Genomic DNA, 17,825 nt, shown 5'->3' with positions numbered 1-17,825 from the left:
ACTCGGGCTACAACCTGGGGCGCCCGGTGGAAGGGAACTTTATGTGAGGCCTACCCTGTTTTCAAGCCTGTGACAGGAGCAGCATGGTTTTCACCTAAGCCGGTGCTGTTTCGCTTCCAGGCAGGTGTCTCAATTTGAGTCAGCTGCCGTGGCTGGAATCAGACTTGGGCTAATGCGGAAACAGCGCCATCTGGCCGGATACCAGCGTCTCGAAGCCGTCGTCGAGGAATGGCAGGATGGCATCGGCGATCGGCTGGAGCTGTCTTGTCACGTAGTGGCCGTAGTCGATCGGCGCTGTCCGCGCTTCCAGCGGCTCCGGGCCGGCAACCGTCATCACATAGCTGATCCAGCCGCCTTGCTGGTACTGGCGCGGCCTGCCCTGCCGCTCGTTATAGTCGTCGGCAAGGCGCGCGGCGCGCACATGCGACGGCACGTTGCGCTGGTACTCTTCGAGCCTGCGCCGCAGCCGCTTGCGGTAGACCAGTTCCTGGTCCAGCTCGCCGGCCAGCGTGCGGCGCACGATGTCGCGCACATAGTCGGCATACGGCTCGCGGTTGAAGACCTTTTGGTAGAGCGTCTGCTGGAAGCGCTGCGCCAGCGGCGACCAGTCGGTGCGCACCGTCTCCAGGCCCTTGAACACCATCTCGCGCGTGCCGTCGGGACGCTCCACCTGGCCGGCATAGCGCTTCTTGCTGCCCAGCTCGGCGCCGCGGATGGTCGGCATCAGGAAGCGCCGGAAGTGGGTCTCGAACTGCAGCTCCAGCGCGCTCTCCAGCCCATAGGCCTGCCGCAGATGGTCGCGCCACCAGTCGTTGACGTAGGCAACCAGGCTGCGCCCGATCTGCGCGGCGTCGGCCTCGGTGCGGGCGCGGCCCAGCCAGACGAAGGTCGAGTCGGTGTCGCCGTAGATCACCTCGTAGCCGCGCGCCTCGATCAGCGCACGGGTCTGCCGCATGATCTCGTGCCCGCGCATGGTGATCGACGACGCCAGCCGCGCGTCGAAGAAGCGGCAGCCGCTGGAACCGAGCACGCCGTAGAACGCGTTCATGATGATCTTGAGCGCCTGCGCCAGCGGCTTGTTGCCATCGCGCTTGGCGGCCTCGCGGCCCTGCCACAACCGCGCCACGATGGCCGGCAGGCAGTGTTTCGTCCGGGAAAACCGTGCGCCGCGGAAGCCCGGCACCGCATCGGCATCGTCCGGATGCGCCAGCCCTTCCACCAGTCCGACCGGATCGATCAGGAAGGTGCGGATGATCGACGGGTACAGGCTCTTGTAGTCCAGCACCAGCACGGATTCATACAAGCCGGGGCGCGAGTCCATGACGAAGCCGCCCGGGCTGGCCTCCGGCGCTTTCTCGCCGAGGTTGGGCGCGACCAGGCCCTGGCGGTGCATCAGCGGCATGTAGAGATGCGTGAAGGCCGCCACCGAGCCGCCGCTGCGGTCGGCCGGCAAGCCCGTGACGGTGGCGCGCTCGAGCAGGAACGGCAACAGCTCGGTCTTGGCGAAGATCCGCGTCACCAGCTCGCAGTCACGCAGGTTGTAGCGCGCCAGCGCCGGCTTGTCATCGGCAAACATGCGGTCGATGGCGTCCATCCGGTCATACGGATCGTCGATCGCCTTGCCCTCGCCCAGCAGCGACTGGGCCACGGCTTCGAGGCTGAACGATGGAAAGCTCCAGGTGGCCGAGCGCAGCGCCTCGATGCCGTCGATGATGAGGCGTCCTGGCGCACTGGCAAAGAAGTGCTGCTGCGCATTATGTTCGCGCCATTCCATCTCCGCGCCGCCCCGCCCCAGCCGCAGCGGCACCTGGAACCGGCGTGCCTGCTCCTGCAACACGCGCAGGTCGAACTGCACCAGGTTCCAGCCGATGATCGCATCGGGATCGTGGTCGGCCAGCCACTGGTTCAGCCGGTGCAGCAATTCCGGCCGGGTGTCGCAGTAGGCGAGCGAGAAATCGACGTCCGCGGGCGTTTGCGGCGCCGGCCCCAGCACGTAGACCTGGCGCTGGCCACAGCCCTCGAGCGCGATCGAATAGAGCTCGCCCGCCGCGCTGGTTTCGATATCGAGCGACACCAGCCGCAGCGCGGGCCGGCAATCGGCCGACGGCTTCATCTGCGCGTTGCGCAGCACGCCGGCGGCATCCGGCTCACCGTCGAACCACACTGGCGCGGTGATAAAGCGCTCCATCAGGTAGCGCTCCGGCGGCCGGATATCGGCTTCATACACGTCCACGCCGGCATCGCGCAGCGACCTGGCCAGCTGGATCAGCTGCCGGTGCTGGGCGCAGTACAGTCCCAGCACCGGCCTGCGCCGGAAATCGCGCAGCGCCAGCGGCCGCAGCTCGACCCCACGCTCTCGCCACAGCAGTGCCTCGGCACGCTCGCGCTGCACCTGCGGCACGAACGCAACCGACGGCTGCGGGGCCAACCGCAGCCGGCGCGGCCCGTCATCCGTCGCCAGCCAGAACTCGACTTCGGTTCCGTCCGGCGTATCGCGCCAGTGCCGGGTCAGGATGAAGCCTTGCTGGAGTGCCACGTTGCTGCAGGGTCAGGAATGGAAATGCAGGCGCGTTGGGGCGGATGCCGCGCGCCTGCCGGGTCAAGCCGCGGCGTTGCCGCCCCGCCGCGCTGCCTCGATGGTGGCGATGTCGATCTTGCGCATCGTCATCATCGCATCGAACGCCCGCTTGGCCGCGGCGCGGTCGGGGTCGGTGATCGCCGCCAGCAGTGCGCGCGGCGTGATCTGCCACGACAGGCCCCAGCGGTCCTTGCACCAGCCGCACTCGCTTTCCTGGCCACCGTTGCCGACGATGGCGTTCCACAGCCGATCGGTCTCGGCCTGGTCGTCGGTCGCGATCTGGAACGAGAAGGCCTCGCTGTGCTTGAAGTGCGGCCCCCCGTTCAATCCGACACACGGGATGCCGGCAACGGTGAACTCGACCGTCAGCACATCGCCCTCCTTCCCGTCCGGATAGTCGCCCGGTGCGCGCATCACGGCGCCGACCGCACTGTCGGGAATGGTCTTGGCATAGAAGTTTGCCGCTTCCAGCGCATCGCGGTCGTACCACAGGCAGATCGTGTTCTTGCTAGCCATATTGCGTCTCCTTGAAGACACGGCGCCGGGAATCCGGGCCGGTGTGGGCCAGCGCGCCGTTGCGACCGACGCCGTTGGCCGGGGCTCCAATGTCTCACACTCCGGGGCGCAATGCAGGCCGTGGCGGCATCACATCGAGCGGAGGCCTGCCGGCAGGCTGCGCCCGCAGGCACGCCGGCTTCACTGGCCGCTTCACGGACCCTTGGCCGCGCGGACGAAGGCGTCGCGCGCGGTGATGCGTTCGACGTAATCCTGGATGCGGCGGCTTTCGCGGATGCGCGGCGCACCGAACTGCCCGGCCCACGCCAGCGACGCGCCCAGATAGACGTCGGCGGCGCTGAAGCTGTCGCCGAGCACGAAGGGACCCGGAGACAGGGCTTTCTCGATGGTGTCGATGACCTCGTCATAGTCGCCCCAGCCGACAGTCTGCCGGGGCAGCGGCGCCTGCGCGCGCATCATGCGGTCGGTCAGCGCGGGTTCGAAGCAGCTGCCGCAGAAGAACAGCCACCGCAGCACCGTGCCGCGCGCGGACGAGCCCGGCGGCGGCATCAGCCCGGCGTTCGGATAGGCATCGGCGAGCCAGGCGATGATCGCGCCGTTCTCGGTCAGCACGGTGCCGTCGTCCAGCACCAGCGTGGGAATCTTGCCCATCGGATTGATCGCGAGGAAAGCCGGTTCCCGGCTTTCCCCCTTGGCAATATCGATGTGCTGCAACGCGTAGTCGGCGCCAACCTCCTCCAGCATCCAGCGCGCCACCGACGCGCGGCTCTGGGGATTGTAGTAGAGCGTCATGGTCATACCGTCCTCCCGGCCTCGGCCAAATGGATTCGAGGCAGCAGGATAGCACCGACCCGGCACCGTCAGTCGCTGAACGCGAGCAGTTGCGCGCCTTCGGCGACCTGCTCGCCGATGCCGTAGAGCACTTCGCTGACGACACCGTCGGCGGGGGCGCAGATGGTGTGCTCCATCTTCATCGCCTCCATCACCAGCAGCGGCGCGCCGCGTGCGACCGTGCTGCCGGCCTCGACCATCACGGCGATGACCTTGCCCGGCATCGGCGCGGTCAGCTTGCCGCCCTCGCCTTCGGCCTCGCCCGCATGCGCGAGCGGATCGAGCCAGGCCAGCGTGGCGTGGCGGCCGCCATGAAACACATGGAATTCGTCGCCATCCAGGTGGACCTGCCCGTGCGCGCGCCGCGTGCCGAGGTTGACGCGGAGATCGTCGGCCTGGCAGGTATAGGTAAAGGGCGCGGCCTGGTCGGCGTAGACCAGCGTGCTGCCGCGCGCGTTGCTGTCCAGCGTCACGTCGAGCACCTGCTCGCCATAGCCGAAGCGCAGCCGGCGCGACGCGCCGCCATTGAGCCGCCAGGCGCCGGCGTGGGTCCACGGCGAGTGCTGGTCGGCAGCGTCGATGCGGCGCTGCCGGTTTTCGCGCGCCAGCAGCGCGGCGGTCGCCAGCGCGATCAGCTCCATGCCGACCGGCGCGGGCGGCGGGAACAGGACCGCCTCGTTGCGCCCGATCAGCCCGGTGTCGAGGTCGGCGGTGCGGAACGCCTCGGACTTCACCAGCCGCTGCAGGAACGCCACGTTGGTCGACAGCCCCACCACGTGGTAGGCCGCCAGCGCCTGGCGCATGCGCGCCAGCGCCTCGTCGCGGTCCTTGCCCCAGACGATCAGCTTGGCGATCATCGGATCGTAGAACGGGCTGATGGTGTCGCCCTCGCGCACGCCGGCGTCGATGCGCACCCCGGCCGGGCCGTGCGGGTTTCCGTCAACCCCGTCGCCGCGCATGAACTGCACCGCCGGCGGCGTGCGCAGGAAGCGCAGCGTGCCGGTGGACGGCAGGAACTGCTTGTCGGGGTTCTCGGCGTAGATGCGCGCCTCCAGCGCGTGGCCGTCGATGCGCAGCTGCTCCTGCGCCAGCGGCAACGGCTCGCCGGCGGCGACGCGCAGCTGCCATTCGACCAGGTCCTGGCCGGTGATCATCTCGGTCACCGGGTGCTCGACCTGCAGGCGCGTGTTCATCTCCATGAAGTAGAACGAGCCATCCTGGTTGGCGATGAACTCGACCGTGCCGGCGCCGACATAGCCCACGGCTTTGGCCGCGGCCACCGCCGCTTCGCCCATGGCGCGGCGGCGCTCCTCGGTCATGCCCGGCGCCGGCGCTTCCTCCAGCACCTTCTGGTGGCGGCGCTGCACCGAGCAGTCGCGCTCGAACAGGTAGACGCAGTTGCCGTGAGTATCGGCGAACACCTGGATCTCGATATGGCGCGGACGGGTCAGGTATTTCTCGACCAGCACCTTGTCGTCGCCGAAGCTGGCCGACGCCTCGCGCTTGACCGACGCCAGCGCCGCCTCGAAGCCGTCGCCCGACTCGACCACGCGCATGCCCTTGCCGCCGCCGCCCGCGCTGGCCTTGAGCAGCACCGGATAGCCGATGCGGTCGGCCTCGCGCCGCAGCAGCGCCGGGTCCTGGTCCTCGCCGTGGTAACCCGGCACCAGCGGCACCGACGCCTGTTCCATCAGCTGCTTGGCCGCGCTCTTGCTGCCCATCGCGTGGATGGCCGAGGCCGGCGGACCGATAAAGACCAGCCCGGCCGCGGCGCAGGCCTCGGCGAAGGCTTCGTTCTCGGACAGGAAACCGTAGCCCGGGTGGATCGCCTGGGCGCCGGTCTCCTTCGCCATCTCGATGATGTGGTCGGCGCGCAGGTAGCTATCGCGCGCGGCGGCGCCGCCGATATGCACGGCCTCGTCGCAGAAGGCGACGTGGCGCGCCTCGGCATCGGCATCGGAATACACCGCGACGGTGCGGATGCCCAGCCGGCGGCAGGTGGCGGCGACGCGGCAGGCGATTTCACCGCGGTTGGCGATCAGGATCTTGTTGAACATTGAGCTTCCTAGTCGTTGTGACATGCCACGCTTACATGCGGAACACGCCGAACTTCATCTCGTCGATCGGCGCATTGAGGCTGGCCGACAGGCCCAGTCCCAGCACCGTGCGCGTCTGCGCGGGATCGATCACGCCGTCGTCCCACAGCCGCGCGCTGGCGTAGTACGGGTGGCCCTGGTGCTCGTACTGGTCGCGGATCGGCTGCTTGAAGGCATCTTCTTCCTGCGCGCTCCACTGGCCGCCCCTGGCTTCGATGCCATCCCGGCGCACCGTCGCCAGCACGCTCGCGGCCTGCTCGCCGCCCATCACCGAGATGCGCGCGTTCGGCCACATCCACAAAAAGCGCGGCGAATACGCGCGCCCGCACATGCCGTAGTTGCCGGCGCCGAACGAGCCGCCGATGATCACCGTGAACTTGGGCACCTGCGCGGTCGCCACCGCCGTCACCATCTTGGCGCCGTTGCGGGCGATGCCTTCGTTCTCGTACTTGCGCCCCACCATGAAGCCCGTGATGTTCTGCAGGAACACCAGCGGGATCTTGCGCTGGCAGCACAGCTCGATAAAGTGCGCGCCCTTCAGCGCCGACTCCGAGAACAGGATGCCGTTGTTGGCAACGATGCCGACCGGATAGCCCCAGATGCGCGCGAAGCCGCATACCAGCGTGGTGCCATAGCGCGCCTTGAACTCGTCGAACTCCGAGCCGTCGACCAGGCGCGCGATCACCTCGCGCACGTCGTATGGCTTGCGCGTGTCGGTCGGGATCACGCCGTACAGCTCCTCCACCGGGTACAGCGGCTCGACCGGCTGGTGCAGGCGGATCTGGTCCGGCTTGCGGCGGTTCAGGTGCTGCACGATATTGCGCGCCAGGCTGAGCGCGTGGTGGTCGTTCTGCGCGAAGTAGTCGGCCACGCCGGACAGGCGCGTGTGCACGTCGGCGCCGCCCAGGTCCTCGGCGCTGACCTCCTCGCCGGTGGCCGCCTTCACCAGCGGCGGGCCGCCCAGGAAGATGGTGCCCTGGTTCCTGACGATGATCGATTCGTCGCTCATCGCCGGCACGTAGGCGCCGCCCGCGGTGCACGAGCCCATCACCACCGCGATCTGCGGGATGCCGCGCTTGGACAGGTTGGCCTGGTTGTAGAAGATGCGGCCGAAGTGGTCGCGGTCGGGGAAGACCTCGTCCTGGTTGGGCAGGTTGGCCCCGCCGGAATCGACCAGGTAGATGCACGGCAGGTGGTTCTCCTCGGCGATCTCCTGCGCGCGCACATGCTTCTTGACCGTCATCGGGTAATACGTGCCGCCCTTGACGGTGGCGTCGTTGCAGACGATCACGCATTCCTGCCCGGCCACGCGGCCGATGCCGGTGATGATGCCGGCGCCGGGCGCGGCATCGTCGTACATGTCGTACGCGGCCAGCTGCGACAGCTCCAGGAACGGCGTGCCGGGGTCGAGCAGCTGCTGCACGCGCTCGCGCGGCAGCAGCTTGCCGCGCGCCAGGTGCTTGTCCCGTGCGGCCGCGCCGCCGCCTTCGGCCAGCTTCGCGATCTTTTCCTGCAGGTCGGCAACCAGATCCTGCATCGCCTGCGCATTGGTCCTGAACGACTCGGAGCGGGCGTTCAACTTGGTTTCAATTACCGCCATAGGGGCCTCGGGCAATCGGTTATCGGTTGGGTCGGGTTGATCTGTCGGGCCGGGCGCTCAGGCCGTCCGGGATTCGTCGAGGTTCAGTTCCCGCACCATCTGGTCGCGCATCACGAACTTCTGCACCTTGCCGGTCACGGTCAGCGGCATCTCGTCGACAAAGCGGATGTAGCGCGGGATCTTGTAGTGCGCGATCTGGTCGCGGCAGAACGCGCGGATCTCGTCTTCGGTGGCGCTCTCGCCCGGCTTGAGCACGATCCACGCGCACACCTCCTCGCCGTACCTGGGATCGGGCACGCCGAACACCTGCACCGCCTGCACCTTGGGATGGCGGAACAGGAATTCCTCGATCTCGCGCGGATAGATGTTCTCGCCGCCGCGGATCAGCATGTCCTTGACCCGGCCGACGATATTGCAGTAGCCCTCCTCGTCGATGGTGGCCAGGTCGCCGGTGTGCATCCAGCCGTCGCGAATGGCTTCGGCGGTGCGGGCCTCGTCGTCCCAGTAGCCGAGCATCACCGAATAGCCGCGCGTGCACAGCTCGCCTTTCTCGCCCACCGGCACGGTGGCGCCGCTGGCATCGACGATCTTGACCTCCAGGTGCGGCTGGATCCGGCCCACGGTGGTGGTGCGCTTGTCGAGCGGATCGGTGGTGCTGCTCTGGAACGACACCGGGCTGGTCTCGGTCATGCCGTAGGCGATGGTCACCTCGGACATGTGCATCTGCGCCACCACGCGCTTCATGGTTTCGATCGGGCACGGCGATCCGGCCATGATGCCGGTGCGCAGCGAGGAGAAGTCGTAGTCGGCAAAGCGCGGGTGGTCCAGCTGCGCGATAAACATCGTCGGCACGCCGTGCAGCGCGGTGCAGCGCTCTTCGCTGACCGCGCGCATGGTGGCCTCGGGGTCGAAGGCCTCGCCCGGGAACACCATCGCCGCGCCGGTCGACACGCACGCCAGCACCGACAGCACCATGCCGAAGCAGTGGTAGAACGGCACCGGGATGCAGAGCTTGTCCTGCTCGGAGAAGCGCATCGCCATGGCGATGAAGCGCGCGTTGTTGACGATATTGCGATGCGTCAGCGTGGCGCCCTTGGGCGCGCCGGTGGTGCCGCTGGTGAACTGCACGTTGATCGCGTCGTGGCGGTCGAGCTGCGCCGTGATGCGGTCGAGCTCCGCGCGCGCCACGCCGGCGCCGCGCGCCAGCACTTGCGCGTAGCGGATCATGCCGGGGGTCTCGCCCTCGCCCATGCGGATCACCCAGCGCAGCGACGGCAGCCGCCCGGCCTGCAGCGTGCCCGGCGCGCTGGTGGCCAGTTCCGGCGCCAGCGCCTGCAGCATGTCGAGGTAGCGCGAAGTCTTGAAGGCCTCGGCGGCGACGATGGCCTTCACGCCAACCTTGTTCAGCGCGTATTCCAGTTCCGCCAGCCGGTACGCCGGATTGATGTTGACCAGCACCAGGCCAAGCCTGGCCGTGGCGAACTGCGTCACCAGCCACTCCACCCGGTTCGGCGCCCAGATGCCGACGCGATCGCCCCGCACCAGGCCGAGCGCGTGCAGCCCGCCGGCCAGCGCATCGATGGCTTCGGCAAATTCGCGCCAGTTCCAGCGCACGCCCTGCTCGCGAAACACCACGGCCTCGCGTTCCGGGAACGCTGCCACGGTCTGTGCCAGCAGCGCCGGCACGGTCTGCTCGGACAGCGCAATACTGGTGTCACCACGGACATGCGATAGCCCGCCTGCCGGCAGGATGGTGGGAAGCGGCTCTCCCTGCATCTTCATCGTTGTCTCCAAAACGCGTCGGTTTCGACTTGAGTTGAGCACAACTCAAGGTCACGCATATCGCCGGGGTGATTCGCCCAGTCCGGGTTAACCCCCGTGAAGCTGCTGTCAGTGCTGCCGGATGATTATTCGACTTCCGGTCTCGTCACATCGGAATGACGAAAAGGTATACGGGCTGCCGGGAAAATTCAACATTAATTTGAGGATTACTCAACTTCGCGCCAGAATGGAGTACGATGTGACGGCATCGCGCGGCCACCGCCTGGTCCGCGCTGCCGCCGTTCCGCGCCCCACCGGGGGCACGGCCTATCATTCGCGCTTTCGCCTGCCGGGAACCGCCATCATGGAAGACAACGCCGCCACCCGCCGGATCCCGTCCGGCGCCAAGGCGGAACAACGCATCCGCGACATCCTGCGCGTCAGCCGCGAGGTATTCGCCGAACTCGGCTACGACAAGACCACCACCACCGAGATTGCCCAGCGCCTGGGCGTGTCCGAGGCCACGGTGTTCACGTACTTCCAAAGCAAGCGCAAGCTGTGCGTGCGGGTCATCGAGGACTGGTACGACGAAATCATCGACGCGGTCGAGCGCGGCATGCCGCGCGACCAGAGCACCCGGGCGCAGCTGGCGTTCTACGTGAAGACGCACCTGCGCCTGTTCCTGATCCAGGGCACCGGGCTGTGCGCGCTGGTGCTGTCGGAAGGCCGGGCCAAGGGGCCGGACCTGGGGCAGGAGTTCGTGCCGCTGCAGCGCAGCTATACGGCGCCGCTGATGGAACTGCTGGCGCGCGGCCGCGAACATGGCGAGATTCGCGCCGACTTGCCGCTGAGCCTGCTGCGCTCCGCCATCCTCGGGCCGATGGAGCATATCCTGTGGGATGCCATCGCGCGCGAGCGCGAGGTCGATATCGACAAGACTGCCGCGGGCATGGTGGCCTTGCTGTGGCCCGCGCTGCAGCCGGCGAATATCGAGCTGGAGGCGCTGCGCGCCTTCCATGGCGAAGTCGGCGCGGCGCTGAGGAAGCTGGACGGCGCCTGACCCGAGCGCGGGGCGCCACGCGCAAAATCCTTGTACGCTGGAGGCGGCGTTGTTTCCGGCACGGAGGTAGCGACATGGCCATCCAGCTCAACCACACCATCGTCTTCTCTCGCGACAAGCAGGTCGCCGCGGACTTCCTGTGCGAGGTCCTGGGCCGCCCCCCGGCCGAGCCGTTCGGGCCCTTCCTGGGCGTGGCGCTCGACAACGGCGTGACCCTCGACTTCATGGATGCGCAAGGCGAGATCGCCATGCAGCACTATGCCTTCCTGGTCAGCGACGCCGAGTTCGATCACGGTCTTGCGCGCGTCCGCGCGCACCAACTCCCTTACTGGGCCGACCCGTACCGGCGCCGCCCCGGCGAGGTCAATACCGACGACGGTGGCCGCCGGATCTATTTCGAGGATCCCAGCAAGCACTTCCTCGAGATCTTCACTAAAGGCTGAAGCCGGCGCGGCCTTGCCGTGCCTTCGGCGAGACACCGGCAAGCTCCGCCTGTACCGTCCTGCACTTGGTCGATGCGGTTGCGCCTCATAGAATGAAATGGCCTGGTTTCCGCCGCATCCAAGGACCATGCAGACCGTCGCCTATCCCTACCAGCCCGTGCCCGAGCGGCGCACGCTGCCCTGCTTCCTGCTGGCCCTGCTCATGCACCTGTTGCTGGGGGCCCTGCTCTACTACGGCGTGCGCTGGCGCAACGCCGTGCCCACCGGAGTTGCGGCAGAACTGTGGGAGCCCGTGCCGGAGGCCATCACGCCCGAGCCCGACGTCAAGCCGGCCCCGGTGCCCCAGCCGGTCCACGAGGAAGAGGCCGATATCTCGCTGCAGGAAAAGCAGCGCAAGGCCAGGCAGGCCGAGCGCGAGGCCGAGCAGGCGCGGCAGCGCGAAAGCCAGGCCCGCGCCGACGCGGCACGCAAGGAGGCGCAGCGCATGGCCCTGGAAGCGCAGCGCCAGGCCAGCAATGCCGAGCGCCAGGCCGAACTGGCCCGCCTGCGCGCGCAGGCGGGCGGAGCCGGCGCCACCGCCAACACCGGGGCCGGCTCAGGATCGTCGGCCCGGCCGTCGTCGGGCTATGCCGAGCGCGTGCGCCAGCGGGTCAAGCCCAACATCATCTTCAACGAGGACGTGCCAGGCAATCCCGCGGCGGTGGTCGCCGTGCACATGGCGCCCGATGGCTCGCTGCTGTCGACGCGGCTTGCCCGATCCAGCGGCAATGCCGGCTGGGACAACGCGGTGCTGCGCGCGGTGCAGCGCTCGGACCCGCTGCCGCGCGACAGCAACGGCGTGGCACCGTCCAACATCCTGATCACGTTCTGGCCCAAGGACGAGGGCGGCTAGGCCCCCGCCGCCCGGGCGGCGCCAGCGTCCGGTCGGGCGCGTTATCGCACCGGCACCAATCCGATAGAAAAAAATTCCAATAATTCTCGACTTACGGGAATGGCATTACAATTCTGGCGTGACTGGAAGGAAAAATCGCATGCCGGTGCTCGCGCGGCTCCATATCATGAACAGACAAGAACAAGCCGACGCAGCCCGCCATGACGACCGCTTCCCCCGTTACTGCCACCCCCCTCGCCGCTGGCCGGCTGGCCGCCGCCCCGCTCGACCAACTGGCGCTCGACCTCGCCGAGATCTTCAGCCACAGCGCGCGCCTGGTTGCCAGCCATATCGCGCAGCACCTGCCCGACGCCGAAACGCTGCTGACGGCGTTGCCGCCGGGCGCCTTGCTGGGCGCGGCCGACACCTATACCCGGCACCTGGTCTACGGCGATCCGCTGGAACGCTTCTCGGCCATGGTGCTGGTGTGGCGCCCGGGCCAGGCCAGCCCGGTGCATGGCCACCGCACCTGGTGCGCCTACCGGGTGCTGCGCGGCACGCTGACCGAGCAGCACTACCGCTGGGACCCCGCCAGCCGGCACGCGCGCCATGCCAACACCGTGACGCGCAGCGCGGGCGATACCTTCAGCGTGCCGGGCGGCCTGCAGCATATCCACGCGCTCGGCAACAGCAGCGACGAGATCGCGGTTTCCCTGCATCTCTACGGGGTCAGCCGCGACCATATTGCAACCGGCGTGAACCTGCTGGTGCCCGCCGAGGCCTAGCCGCCCCGCCCGGCGCCGGGTGCGGGCGCGCCCTGTCCCCCTGACCGCCACGCGCCATGGACCGCTACGACAAACAGATCCTCGCCCTGCTGCAGGAAGACGCCACCTTGCCGGTGGCGGAAATCGGCGAGCGGGTCGGCCTGAGCTCGACGCCGTGCTGGCGCCGCATCCAGAAGCTGGAAGAAGCCGGCCTGATCCGCAAGCGCGTGGCGCTGCTCGATGCCGGCAAGCTCAATGCCGGCGTCACCGTGTTCGTCTCCGTGCGCACCAGCCAGCACAACGTGAAATGGCTCAAGCAGTTCCACGGACTGGTGTCGTCGATCCCGGAAGTGACCGAGTTCTATCGCATGGCGGGCGATACCGACTACCTGCTGCGCGTGGTGGTGCCCGATATCGCCGCCTACGACCGCGTCTACAAGAAGCTGATCCAGGGCGCCGACCTGGCCGACGTCAGTTCCAGCTTCGCGATGGAGCAGATCAAGTACACCACCGCGCTGCCGCTGGACTATGCCTGAGGCGGCACTTACCCGTCATCGCGTGGCGGCTGGACCCCCCGGCGCTCGCATTTTCCGCCATGGCAGCGGCTTCTGCCGCGCTTTTCAGCGCATCCTGTTGCAAATACCCCGCATTCCGGCAGACTAGCCGCCACGCATTCCGGGCCCGGAACCTGCTGCGACGCAGCAATGGCTGTAGAATATGCGGCCCCTATTCAAACGGCCGCGGCGTACGGTTATCCGCCCCGCCCCCGCCGAACCCCACGCGAGCCTTGACAGCAGGTTGGAATCACGCGCGCCCTCGTGCGCACTGCCGTCGAAACGCGATGCACGAAGGAAACAGCAGTCAATGACAAGTGGCGCACAACGAACGGTAGCCAAAACACGAGCAGCAGCAGTCAAGGACACCGGCCAGGCCAGCGCGGCCGCGGCACACTCCGATCCGTCGGCGGACGCCGCCACACGCAGCCAGCAGCTGCGCGCGCTGATCCAGCTGGGCAGGCAGCGCGGCTACCTGACGCACGCGGATATCAGCGACCACCTGCCGGAGAACTTCACGGATACCGCCGCGATGGAAAGCATCGTCGGCACCTTCGCCGAGATGGGCGTGAAGATCTACGAGCAGACCCCGGATGCCGAGACCCTGCTGCTCAGCGACGGCCCGGTGGTGGCCTCCGACGAACAGGCCGAAGAGGAAGCCGAGGTCGCGCTGGCCACGGTCGATTCGGAGTTCGGCCGCACCACCGACCCGGTGCGCATGTACATGCGCGAAATGAGTTCGGCCACGCTGCTGACGCGCAAGCAGGAAGTCGAGATCGCCAAGCGCATCGAGGACGGCCTCAACAACATGGTCCACGCGATCTCGGCGTGCCCGTTCACCGTCGCCACGATCCTGGAGCTGTCGGAGAAGGTCGCCGCCAGCGAGATCGGCATCGACGACCTGGTCGACGGCCTCAGCGACGAGACCATCGCCGAGCCGGCCGCCGCCGCGGATGACGCCGACGACAGCAGCCTCGACAGCGCCGACGAGTCCGACGAAGACGACGACGACAGCGCCGACGAGGGCAGCAGCGGCCAGCAAAGCGCCGAAGCCGACCTGGCGCGGCTGCGCGACGAGTGCATGAAGCGCTTCGCGCGCGTCGCCGAGCAGTTCGAGCGCATGCGCGCCGAGAGCGAAGCCGGCGGCGCGGCATCGCCCGCCTTCGCCGCCGCGCGCGACGCGGTGCGCGAGGAGCTGCGCACGATCCGCTTTACCGCCCGCACCATCGAGCGCCTGTGCGCCAACGTCCAGGGCATGGTCGACGAGGTGCGCGCGATCGAGCGCCAGGTGGTGCAGTTGCTGGTCGAGCGCTGCGGCATGGAGCGCGACGACGTCATCGCGCGCTTCCCCGGCAACGAGACCAACCTGGCCTGGGGCCAGGGCCTGGCGGCCGAAGCTCGCCCCTACAGCGCCGCGGTCGCGCGCGCGCTGCCGGACCTGGAAGCCCACCAGCAGAAGCTGATCGACATCCAGGCGCGCGCGGCGCTGTCGCTGGCCGAGCTGAAGGCGGTCAACCGCAAGATGCTGGCGGCCGAGCGCCAGATGCGCCAGGCCAAGCACGAGATGACGCAGGCCAACCTGCGCCTGGTGATCTCGATCGCCAAGAAATACACCAACCGCGGCATGCAGTTCCTGGACCTGATCCAGGAAGGCAACATCGGCCTGATGAAGGCGGTCGACAAGTTCGAATACCGCCGCGGCTGGAAATTCTCCACCTACGCCACCTGGTGGGTGCGCCAGGCCGTCACGCGCGCCATCGCCGACCAGGCCCGCACCATCCGCGTGCCGGTGCACATGATCGAGCAGATCAACAAGCTCAACCGCCTGTCGCGCGAGATCATGCAGCAGACCGGCAAGGAACCCGATCCGGCGCTGCTGGCCGAGCGCCTCGACATGACCGAGGACAAGGTGCGCTCGATCATGAAGATCGCCAAGGAGCCGGTGTCGATGGAGACCCCGGTGGGCGAGGACGGCGACACCAGCCTGGGCGACATGATCGCCGACTCGGACACCGCCACGCCCGCCGACGCCGCGCTGCAGGCCGGCCTGCGCGCGGTGGTGCGCGAGATGCTCGATGAACTGTCGCCGCGCGAAGCCAAGGTGCTGCGCATGCGCTTCGGCATCGACATGTCGACCGACTACACGCTGGAAGAAGTCGGCAAGCAGTTCGACGTCACGCGCGAGCGAATCCGCCAGATCGAAAGCAAGGCGATGAAGAAGCTGCGGCATCCCAGCCGCGCGGACCAGTTGATCACCTATCTGCGCGACGCCTGAGCGGTCCTCCGCCTCCGCGCACAGAGGAGTGTTATCCATGCCTGACCCGAACCTCTCTTTCTTTGGCAGGCTCTCGCTTGCCATGGGCACGTTCTTCGCCATCCTGGGCAACCGCGAGCTGGCCGCCGGCATCAGGCGCCTGCGCCAGGGCGAAACCGCTGTGCAGGCGGCGCCGGTGACCGTACCCGCCCCGGCACCGGTTGCCGCGCCGGTTGCCGAGCCCGCGCCCGCGCTGAAGGAAGCCAGCCCGGTGGCCGCGCTGCAGCTGCTCGGACTGCTGCAGCGCGACGCCCGCTTCGTCGACTTCGTCGAGGAAGACATCGCGCGCTATGCCGACGCCGAGATCGGCGCCGCCGCGCGCCTGGTGCACGACGGCTGCCGCGCGGTGCTGCGCGAGCATTTCACCATCCGCCCGGTGCGCGCGGAAGCCGAGGGCAGCCGCGTGACGCTGGCCGACGGCTTCGACGCCAGCGCGATCCGCCTGACCGGCAACGTGGTCGGCAGCGCGCCGTTCCATGGCGCCATCAGCCATCGCGGCTGGAAGGTCGAGGAAGTGCGCCTGCCGCGCCTGGCCGAACGCCATGACGCCAGCGTGATCGCCCCCGCCGAGGTGGAGCTATGAGCGAGGCCCGCTATGCCATCGGCATCGACCTGGGCACGACCCACAGCGCGGTCTCCTACGTCGACCTGGCCGCCAGCGATGGCGAGAAGACCAGCCAGCGCGTGCTGCCGATCACGCAGCTGACCGCGCCCGGCGCGGTCGAGGACCTCGACCTGCTGCCCTCGTTCCTGTACCTGCCGCACGCCAGCGAACTGGCCCCGGGCGACCTGAACCTGCCGTGGAGCGCCGCGCGCGACTTTGCGGTCGGCGAGATGGCGCGCAGCCGCGGCGCCGGCACGCCGATCCGGCTGGTGTCCAGCGCCAAGAGCTGGCTGTGCCATCCCGGCGTCGACCGCCGCGCGGCGATCCTGCCCGCCGATGCGCCGCCCGAAGTGCCGCGCGTGTCGCCGCTGGAGGCTTCGGTGCGCTACCTGACGCACTTGCGCGAAGCCTGGGACCAGGCCCATCCCGACGCGCCGTTCGGCGAGCAGGACGTCACCGTGACGATCCCGGCCTCGTTCGATCCCGCCGCGCGCGAGCTGACCGCCGAAGCCGCGGCGGCGGCCGGCTATGCCCGCATGACGCTGCTCGAGGAGCCGCAGGCCGCGCTCTACAGCTGGATCCAGAAGAGCGCCGGGCAGTGGCGCAAGCAGGTCAAGGTGGGCGACATCATCCTGGTGGTCGACGTCGGCGGCGGCACCACCGACCTGTCGCTGATCGCCGTGATCGAGCGCGACGGCAACCTGGAACTGCACCGCATCGCGGTCGGCGACCACATCCTGCTGGGCGGCGACAACATGGACCTGGCGCTGGCCCACGTGGTGGCGCGCAAGCTGGCGGCGCAGGGCACGCAGGCCGATCCGTGGCAGCTGCGCGCGCTCACCTACGCCTGCCGCGCCGCCAAGGAAACGCTGCTGACCGACCCGGCCGCCGAGAGCGTGCCGCTGGTCGTGCCCAGCCGCGGCGCGAAGCTGATCGGCGGCTCCCTGCGCACCGAGCTGACCCGCGCCGAGCTGACCCAGACCATCCTCGAAGGGTTCTTCCCGCAGGTCGACGCCGCGGCGCGCCCGGTGACCCGGGCGCGCGCCGGCCTGACGCAGCTGGGCCTGCCGTACGCGCAGGACGCGGCCATCACGCGCCACCTGGCGGCGTTCCTGGGCCGGCAAGCGGGCGCGCTGGCCGAGCTCGAAGGCCTGCAGGCCACGCAGCCGGAAGGCGCCAGCTTCCTGTGCCCCACCGCCGTGCTGTTCAACGGCGGCGTGTTCAAGTCGGGCCTGCTGGTCGAGCGCATCCTGCAGACGCTCAACGGCTGGCTCGCTGCCGCCGGCGCGGCGCCGGCGCGCCTGCTCGACGGCGCCGAGCTGGACCTGGCGGTGGCGCGCGGCGCCGCCTACTACGGCTACGTGCGGCGCGGCAAGGGCGTGCGCATCCGCGGCGGCACCGCGCGCGCCTACTACGTCGCGGTGGAATCGTCGATGCCCGCCGTGCCGGGCTTCGAGCCGCCGATCCAGGCGCTGTGCGTGGCCCCGTTCGGCATGGAAGAAGGCACCGAGGCTGAGCTGCCGCCGCAGGAATTCGGCCTGGTGGTCGGCGAACCGGTGCACTTCCGCTTCTTCGGCTCGTCGGTGCGGCGCCAGGACCAGGTCGGCACCCTGCTCGACTTCTGGGGGCCGGAGGAACTGCAGGAGCTGGAAGAAATCCAGGCAACGCTGCCCGCCGAAGGCCGCAGCGCCGGCGAAGTGGTGCCGGTCAGGCTGCATGCGCGCGTGACCGAGGCCGGCACGCTGGAGCTCGAGGCCGTGCCGCGCGGCAGCGGCGAACGCTGGAAGGTGCAATTCGACGTGCGCGGCAACGCCGATGCCTGAGCCCGCGGCA

At 68.7% G+C, this 17,825-nt stretch carries 14 protein-coding genes; 8 read left to right on the top strand and 6 right to left on the bottom strand.

Going from position 1 to position 17,825, the window contains the following annotated elements; all coding sequences use genetic code 11:
* Positions 1-169: 169 nt before the first annotated feature.
* The 6 genes from CBM2586_RS07880 to CBM2586_RS07855 form a co-directional block, all read right to left on the bottom strand.
* Positions 170-2,536, bottom strand: a complete 2,367-nt coding sequence (locus tag CBM2586_RS07880) for a DNA polymerase II (protein WP_115687182.1) — start codon at positions 2,534-2,536, stop codon at positions 170-172.
* 63 nt (positions 2,537-2,599) lie between these two features.
* The gene (locus CBM2586_RS07875; RefSeq protein WP_115662125.1) at positions 2,600-3,094 is read right to left on the bottom strand and encodes a VOC family protein; all 495 of its coding nucleotides are present in this window, start codon (positions 3,092-3,094) and stop codon (positions 2,600-2,602) included.
* A 192-nt stretch (positions 3,095-3,286) separates the two neighbouring features.
* On the bottom strand, positions 3,287-3,892 hold the full coding sequence (locus CBM2586_RS07870) for a glutathione S-transferase family protein (protein WP_115662126.1): 606 nt from the start codon (positions 3,890-3,892) through the stop codon (positions 3,287-3,289).
* 62 nt (positions 3,893-3,954) lie between these two features.
* Positions 3,955-5,982, bottom strand: coding sequence for an acetyl/propionyl/methylcrotonyl-CoA carboxylase subunit alpha (locus CBM2586_RS07865; RefSeq protein WP_115687181.1), 2,028 nt, complete (start codon positions 5,980-5,982; stop codon positions 3,955-3,957).
* 31 nt (positions 5,983-6,013) lie between these two features.
* Positions 6,014-7,621 (bottom strand): carboxyl transferase domain-containing protein, encoded by a 1,608-nt coding sequence (locus tag CBM2586_RS07860; RefSeq protein ID WP_115662127.1) that lies wholly within the window; start codon positions 7,619-7,621, stop codon positions 6,014-6,016.
* A 57-nt stretch (positions 7,622-7,678) separates the two neighbouring features.
* Entirely contained in the window at positions 7,679-9,403 is a 1,725-nt protein-coding gene (locus tag CBM2586_RS07855) for an AMP-binding protein (RefSeq protein WP_115687180.1), read from the bottom strand.
* Positions 9,404-9,746: 343 nt separating this feature from the next.
* Between CBM2586_RS07855 and CBM2586_RS07850 the strand changes: the two genes are divergently transcribed.
* The 8 genes from CBM2586_RS07850 to CBM2586_RS07815 all read left to right on the top strand — a co-directional run bounded on the left by CBM2586_RS07850 (position 9,747) and on the right by CBM2586_RS07815 (position 17,815).
* Positions 9,747-10,442: a TetR/AcrR family transcriptional regulator gene (locus CBM2586_RS07850; RefSeq protein WP_115688692.1), complete on the top strand. Its 696-nt coding sequence runs from the start codon at positions 9,747-9,749 to the stop codon at positions 10,440-10,442.
* Between the two features lie 74 nt (positions 10,443-10,516).
* Complete coding sequence (locus CBM2586_RS07845) at positions 10,517-10,885, top strand: VOC family protein (protein WP_115687179.1); 369 nt, start codon at positions 10,517-10,519, stop codon at positions 10,883-10,885.
* Between the two features lie 127 nt (positions 10,886-11,012).
* Positions 11,013-11,777 (top strand): cell envelope integrity protein TolA, encoded by a 765-nt coding sequence (tolA, locus tag CBM2586_RS07840; protein ID WP_115662130.1) that lies wholly within the window; start codon positions 11,013-11,015, stop codon positions 11,775-11,777.
* Positions 11,778-11,977: 200 nt separating this feature from the next.
* On the top strand, positions 11,978-12,541 hold the full coding sequence (locus CBM2586_RS07835) for a cysteine dioxygenase family protein (protein ID WP_115662131.1): 564 nt from the start codon (positions 11,978-11,980) through the stop codon (positions 12,539-12,541).
* A 56-nt stretch (positions 12,542-12,597) separates the two neighbouring features.
* A complete protein-coding gene (locus tag CBM2586_RS07830; RefSeq protein WP_115662132.1) occupies positions 12,598-13,056 on the top strand; it encodes an Lrp/AsnC family transcriptional regulator in 459 nt (152 codons plus the stop codon).
* A gap of 328 nt (positions 13,057-13,384) precedes the next feature.
* Positions 13,385-15,349 (top strand): RNA polymerase sigma factor RpoD, encoded by a 1,965-nt coding sequence (gene rpoD / locus CBM2586_RS07825; RefSeq protein WP_115687178.1) that lies wholly within the window; start codon positions 13,385-13,387, stop codon positions 15,347-15,349.
* A 37-nt stretch (positions 15,350-15,386) separates the two neighbouring features.
* A complete protein-coding gene (locus tag CBM2586_RS07820; protein ID WP_115687177.1) occupies positions 15,387-15,971 on the top strand; it encodes a DUF2760 domain-containing protein in 585 nt (194 codons plus the stop codon).
* Complete coding sequence (locus CBM2586_RS07815) at positions 15,968-17,815, top strand: Hsp70 family protein (RefSeq protein ID WP_115687176.1); 1,848 nt, start codon at positions 15,968-15,970, stop codon at positions 17,813-17,815. The genes CBM2586_RS07820 and CBM2586_RS07815 overlap by 4 nt, the downstream gene beginning before the upstream one ends.
* Positions 17,816-17,825 lie beyond the last annotated feature (10 nt).

The organism is Cupriavidus taiwanensis, from assembly GCF_900250115.1.
Lineage (GTDB): Bacteria > Pseudomonadota > Gammaproteobacteria > Burkholderiales > Burkholderiaceae > Cupriavidus > Cupriavidus taiwanensis_B.
This window is presented reverse-complemented; position numbering and strand designations above follow the sequence as displayed.

What these genes read in the sequence shown, in the direction of transcription:
- CBM2586_RS07875 (WP_115662125.1), bottom strand. Translation starts at nt 3,094, where the DNA reads ATGGCTAGCAAGAACACGATCTGCCTGTGGTACGACCGCGATGCGCTG.
- CBM2586_RS07870 (WP_115662126.1), bottom strand. Translation starts at nt 3,892, where the DNA reads ATGACCATGACGCTCTACTACAATCCCCAGAGCCGCGCGTCGGTGGCG.
- CBM2586_RS07865 (WP_115687181.1), bottom strand. Translation starts at nt 5,982, where the DNA reads ATGTTCAACAAGATCCTGATCGCCAACCGCGGTGAAATCGCCTGCCGC.
- CBM2586_RS07860 (WP_115662127.1), bottom strand. Translation starts at nt 7,621, where the DNA reads ATGGCGGTAATTGAAACCAAGTTGAACGCCCGCTCCGAGTCGTTCAGG.
- CBM2586_RS07855 (WP_115687180.1), bottom strand. Translation starts at nt 9,403, where the DNA reads ATGAAGATGCAGGGAGAGCCGCTTCCCACCATCCTGCCGGCAGGCGGG.
- CBM2586_RS07850 (WP_115688692.1), top strand. Translation starts at nt 9,747, where the DNA reads ATGGAAGACAACGCCGCCACCCGCCGGATCCCGTCCGGCGCCAAGGCG.
- CBM2586_RS07845 (WP_115687179.1), top strand. Translation starts at nt 10,517, where the DNA reads ATGGCCATCCAGCTCAACCACACCATCGTCTTCTCTCGCGACAAGCAG.
- tolA (WP_115662130.1), top strand. Translation starts at nt 11,013, where the DNA reads ATGCAGACCGTCGCCTATCCCTACCAGCCCGTGCCCGAGCGGCGCACG.
- CBM2586_RS07835 (WP_115662131.1), top strand. Translation starts at nt 11,978, where the DNA reads ATGACGACCGCTTCCCCCGTTACTGCCACCCCCCTCGCCGCTGGCCGG.
- CBM2586_RS07830 (WP_115662132.1), top strand. Translation starts at nt 12,598, where the DNA reads ATGGACCGCTACGACAAACAGATCCTCGCCCTGCTGCAGGAAGACGCC.
- rpoD (WP_115687178.1), top strand. Translation starts at nt 13,385, where the DNA reads ATGACAAGTGGCGCACAACGAACGGTAGCCAAAACACGAGCAGCAGCA.
- CBM2586_RS07820 (WP_115687177.1), top strand. Translation starts at nt 15,387, where the DNA reads ATGCCTGACCCGAACCTCTCTTTCTTTGGCAGGCTCTCGCTTGCCATG.
- CBM2586_RS07815 (WP_115687176.1), top strand. Translation starts at nt 15,968, where the DNA reads ATGAGCGAGGCCCGCTATGCCATCGGCATCGACCTGGGCACGACCCAC.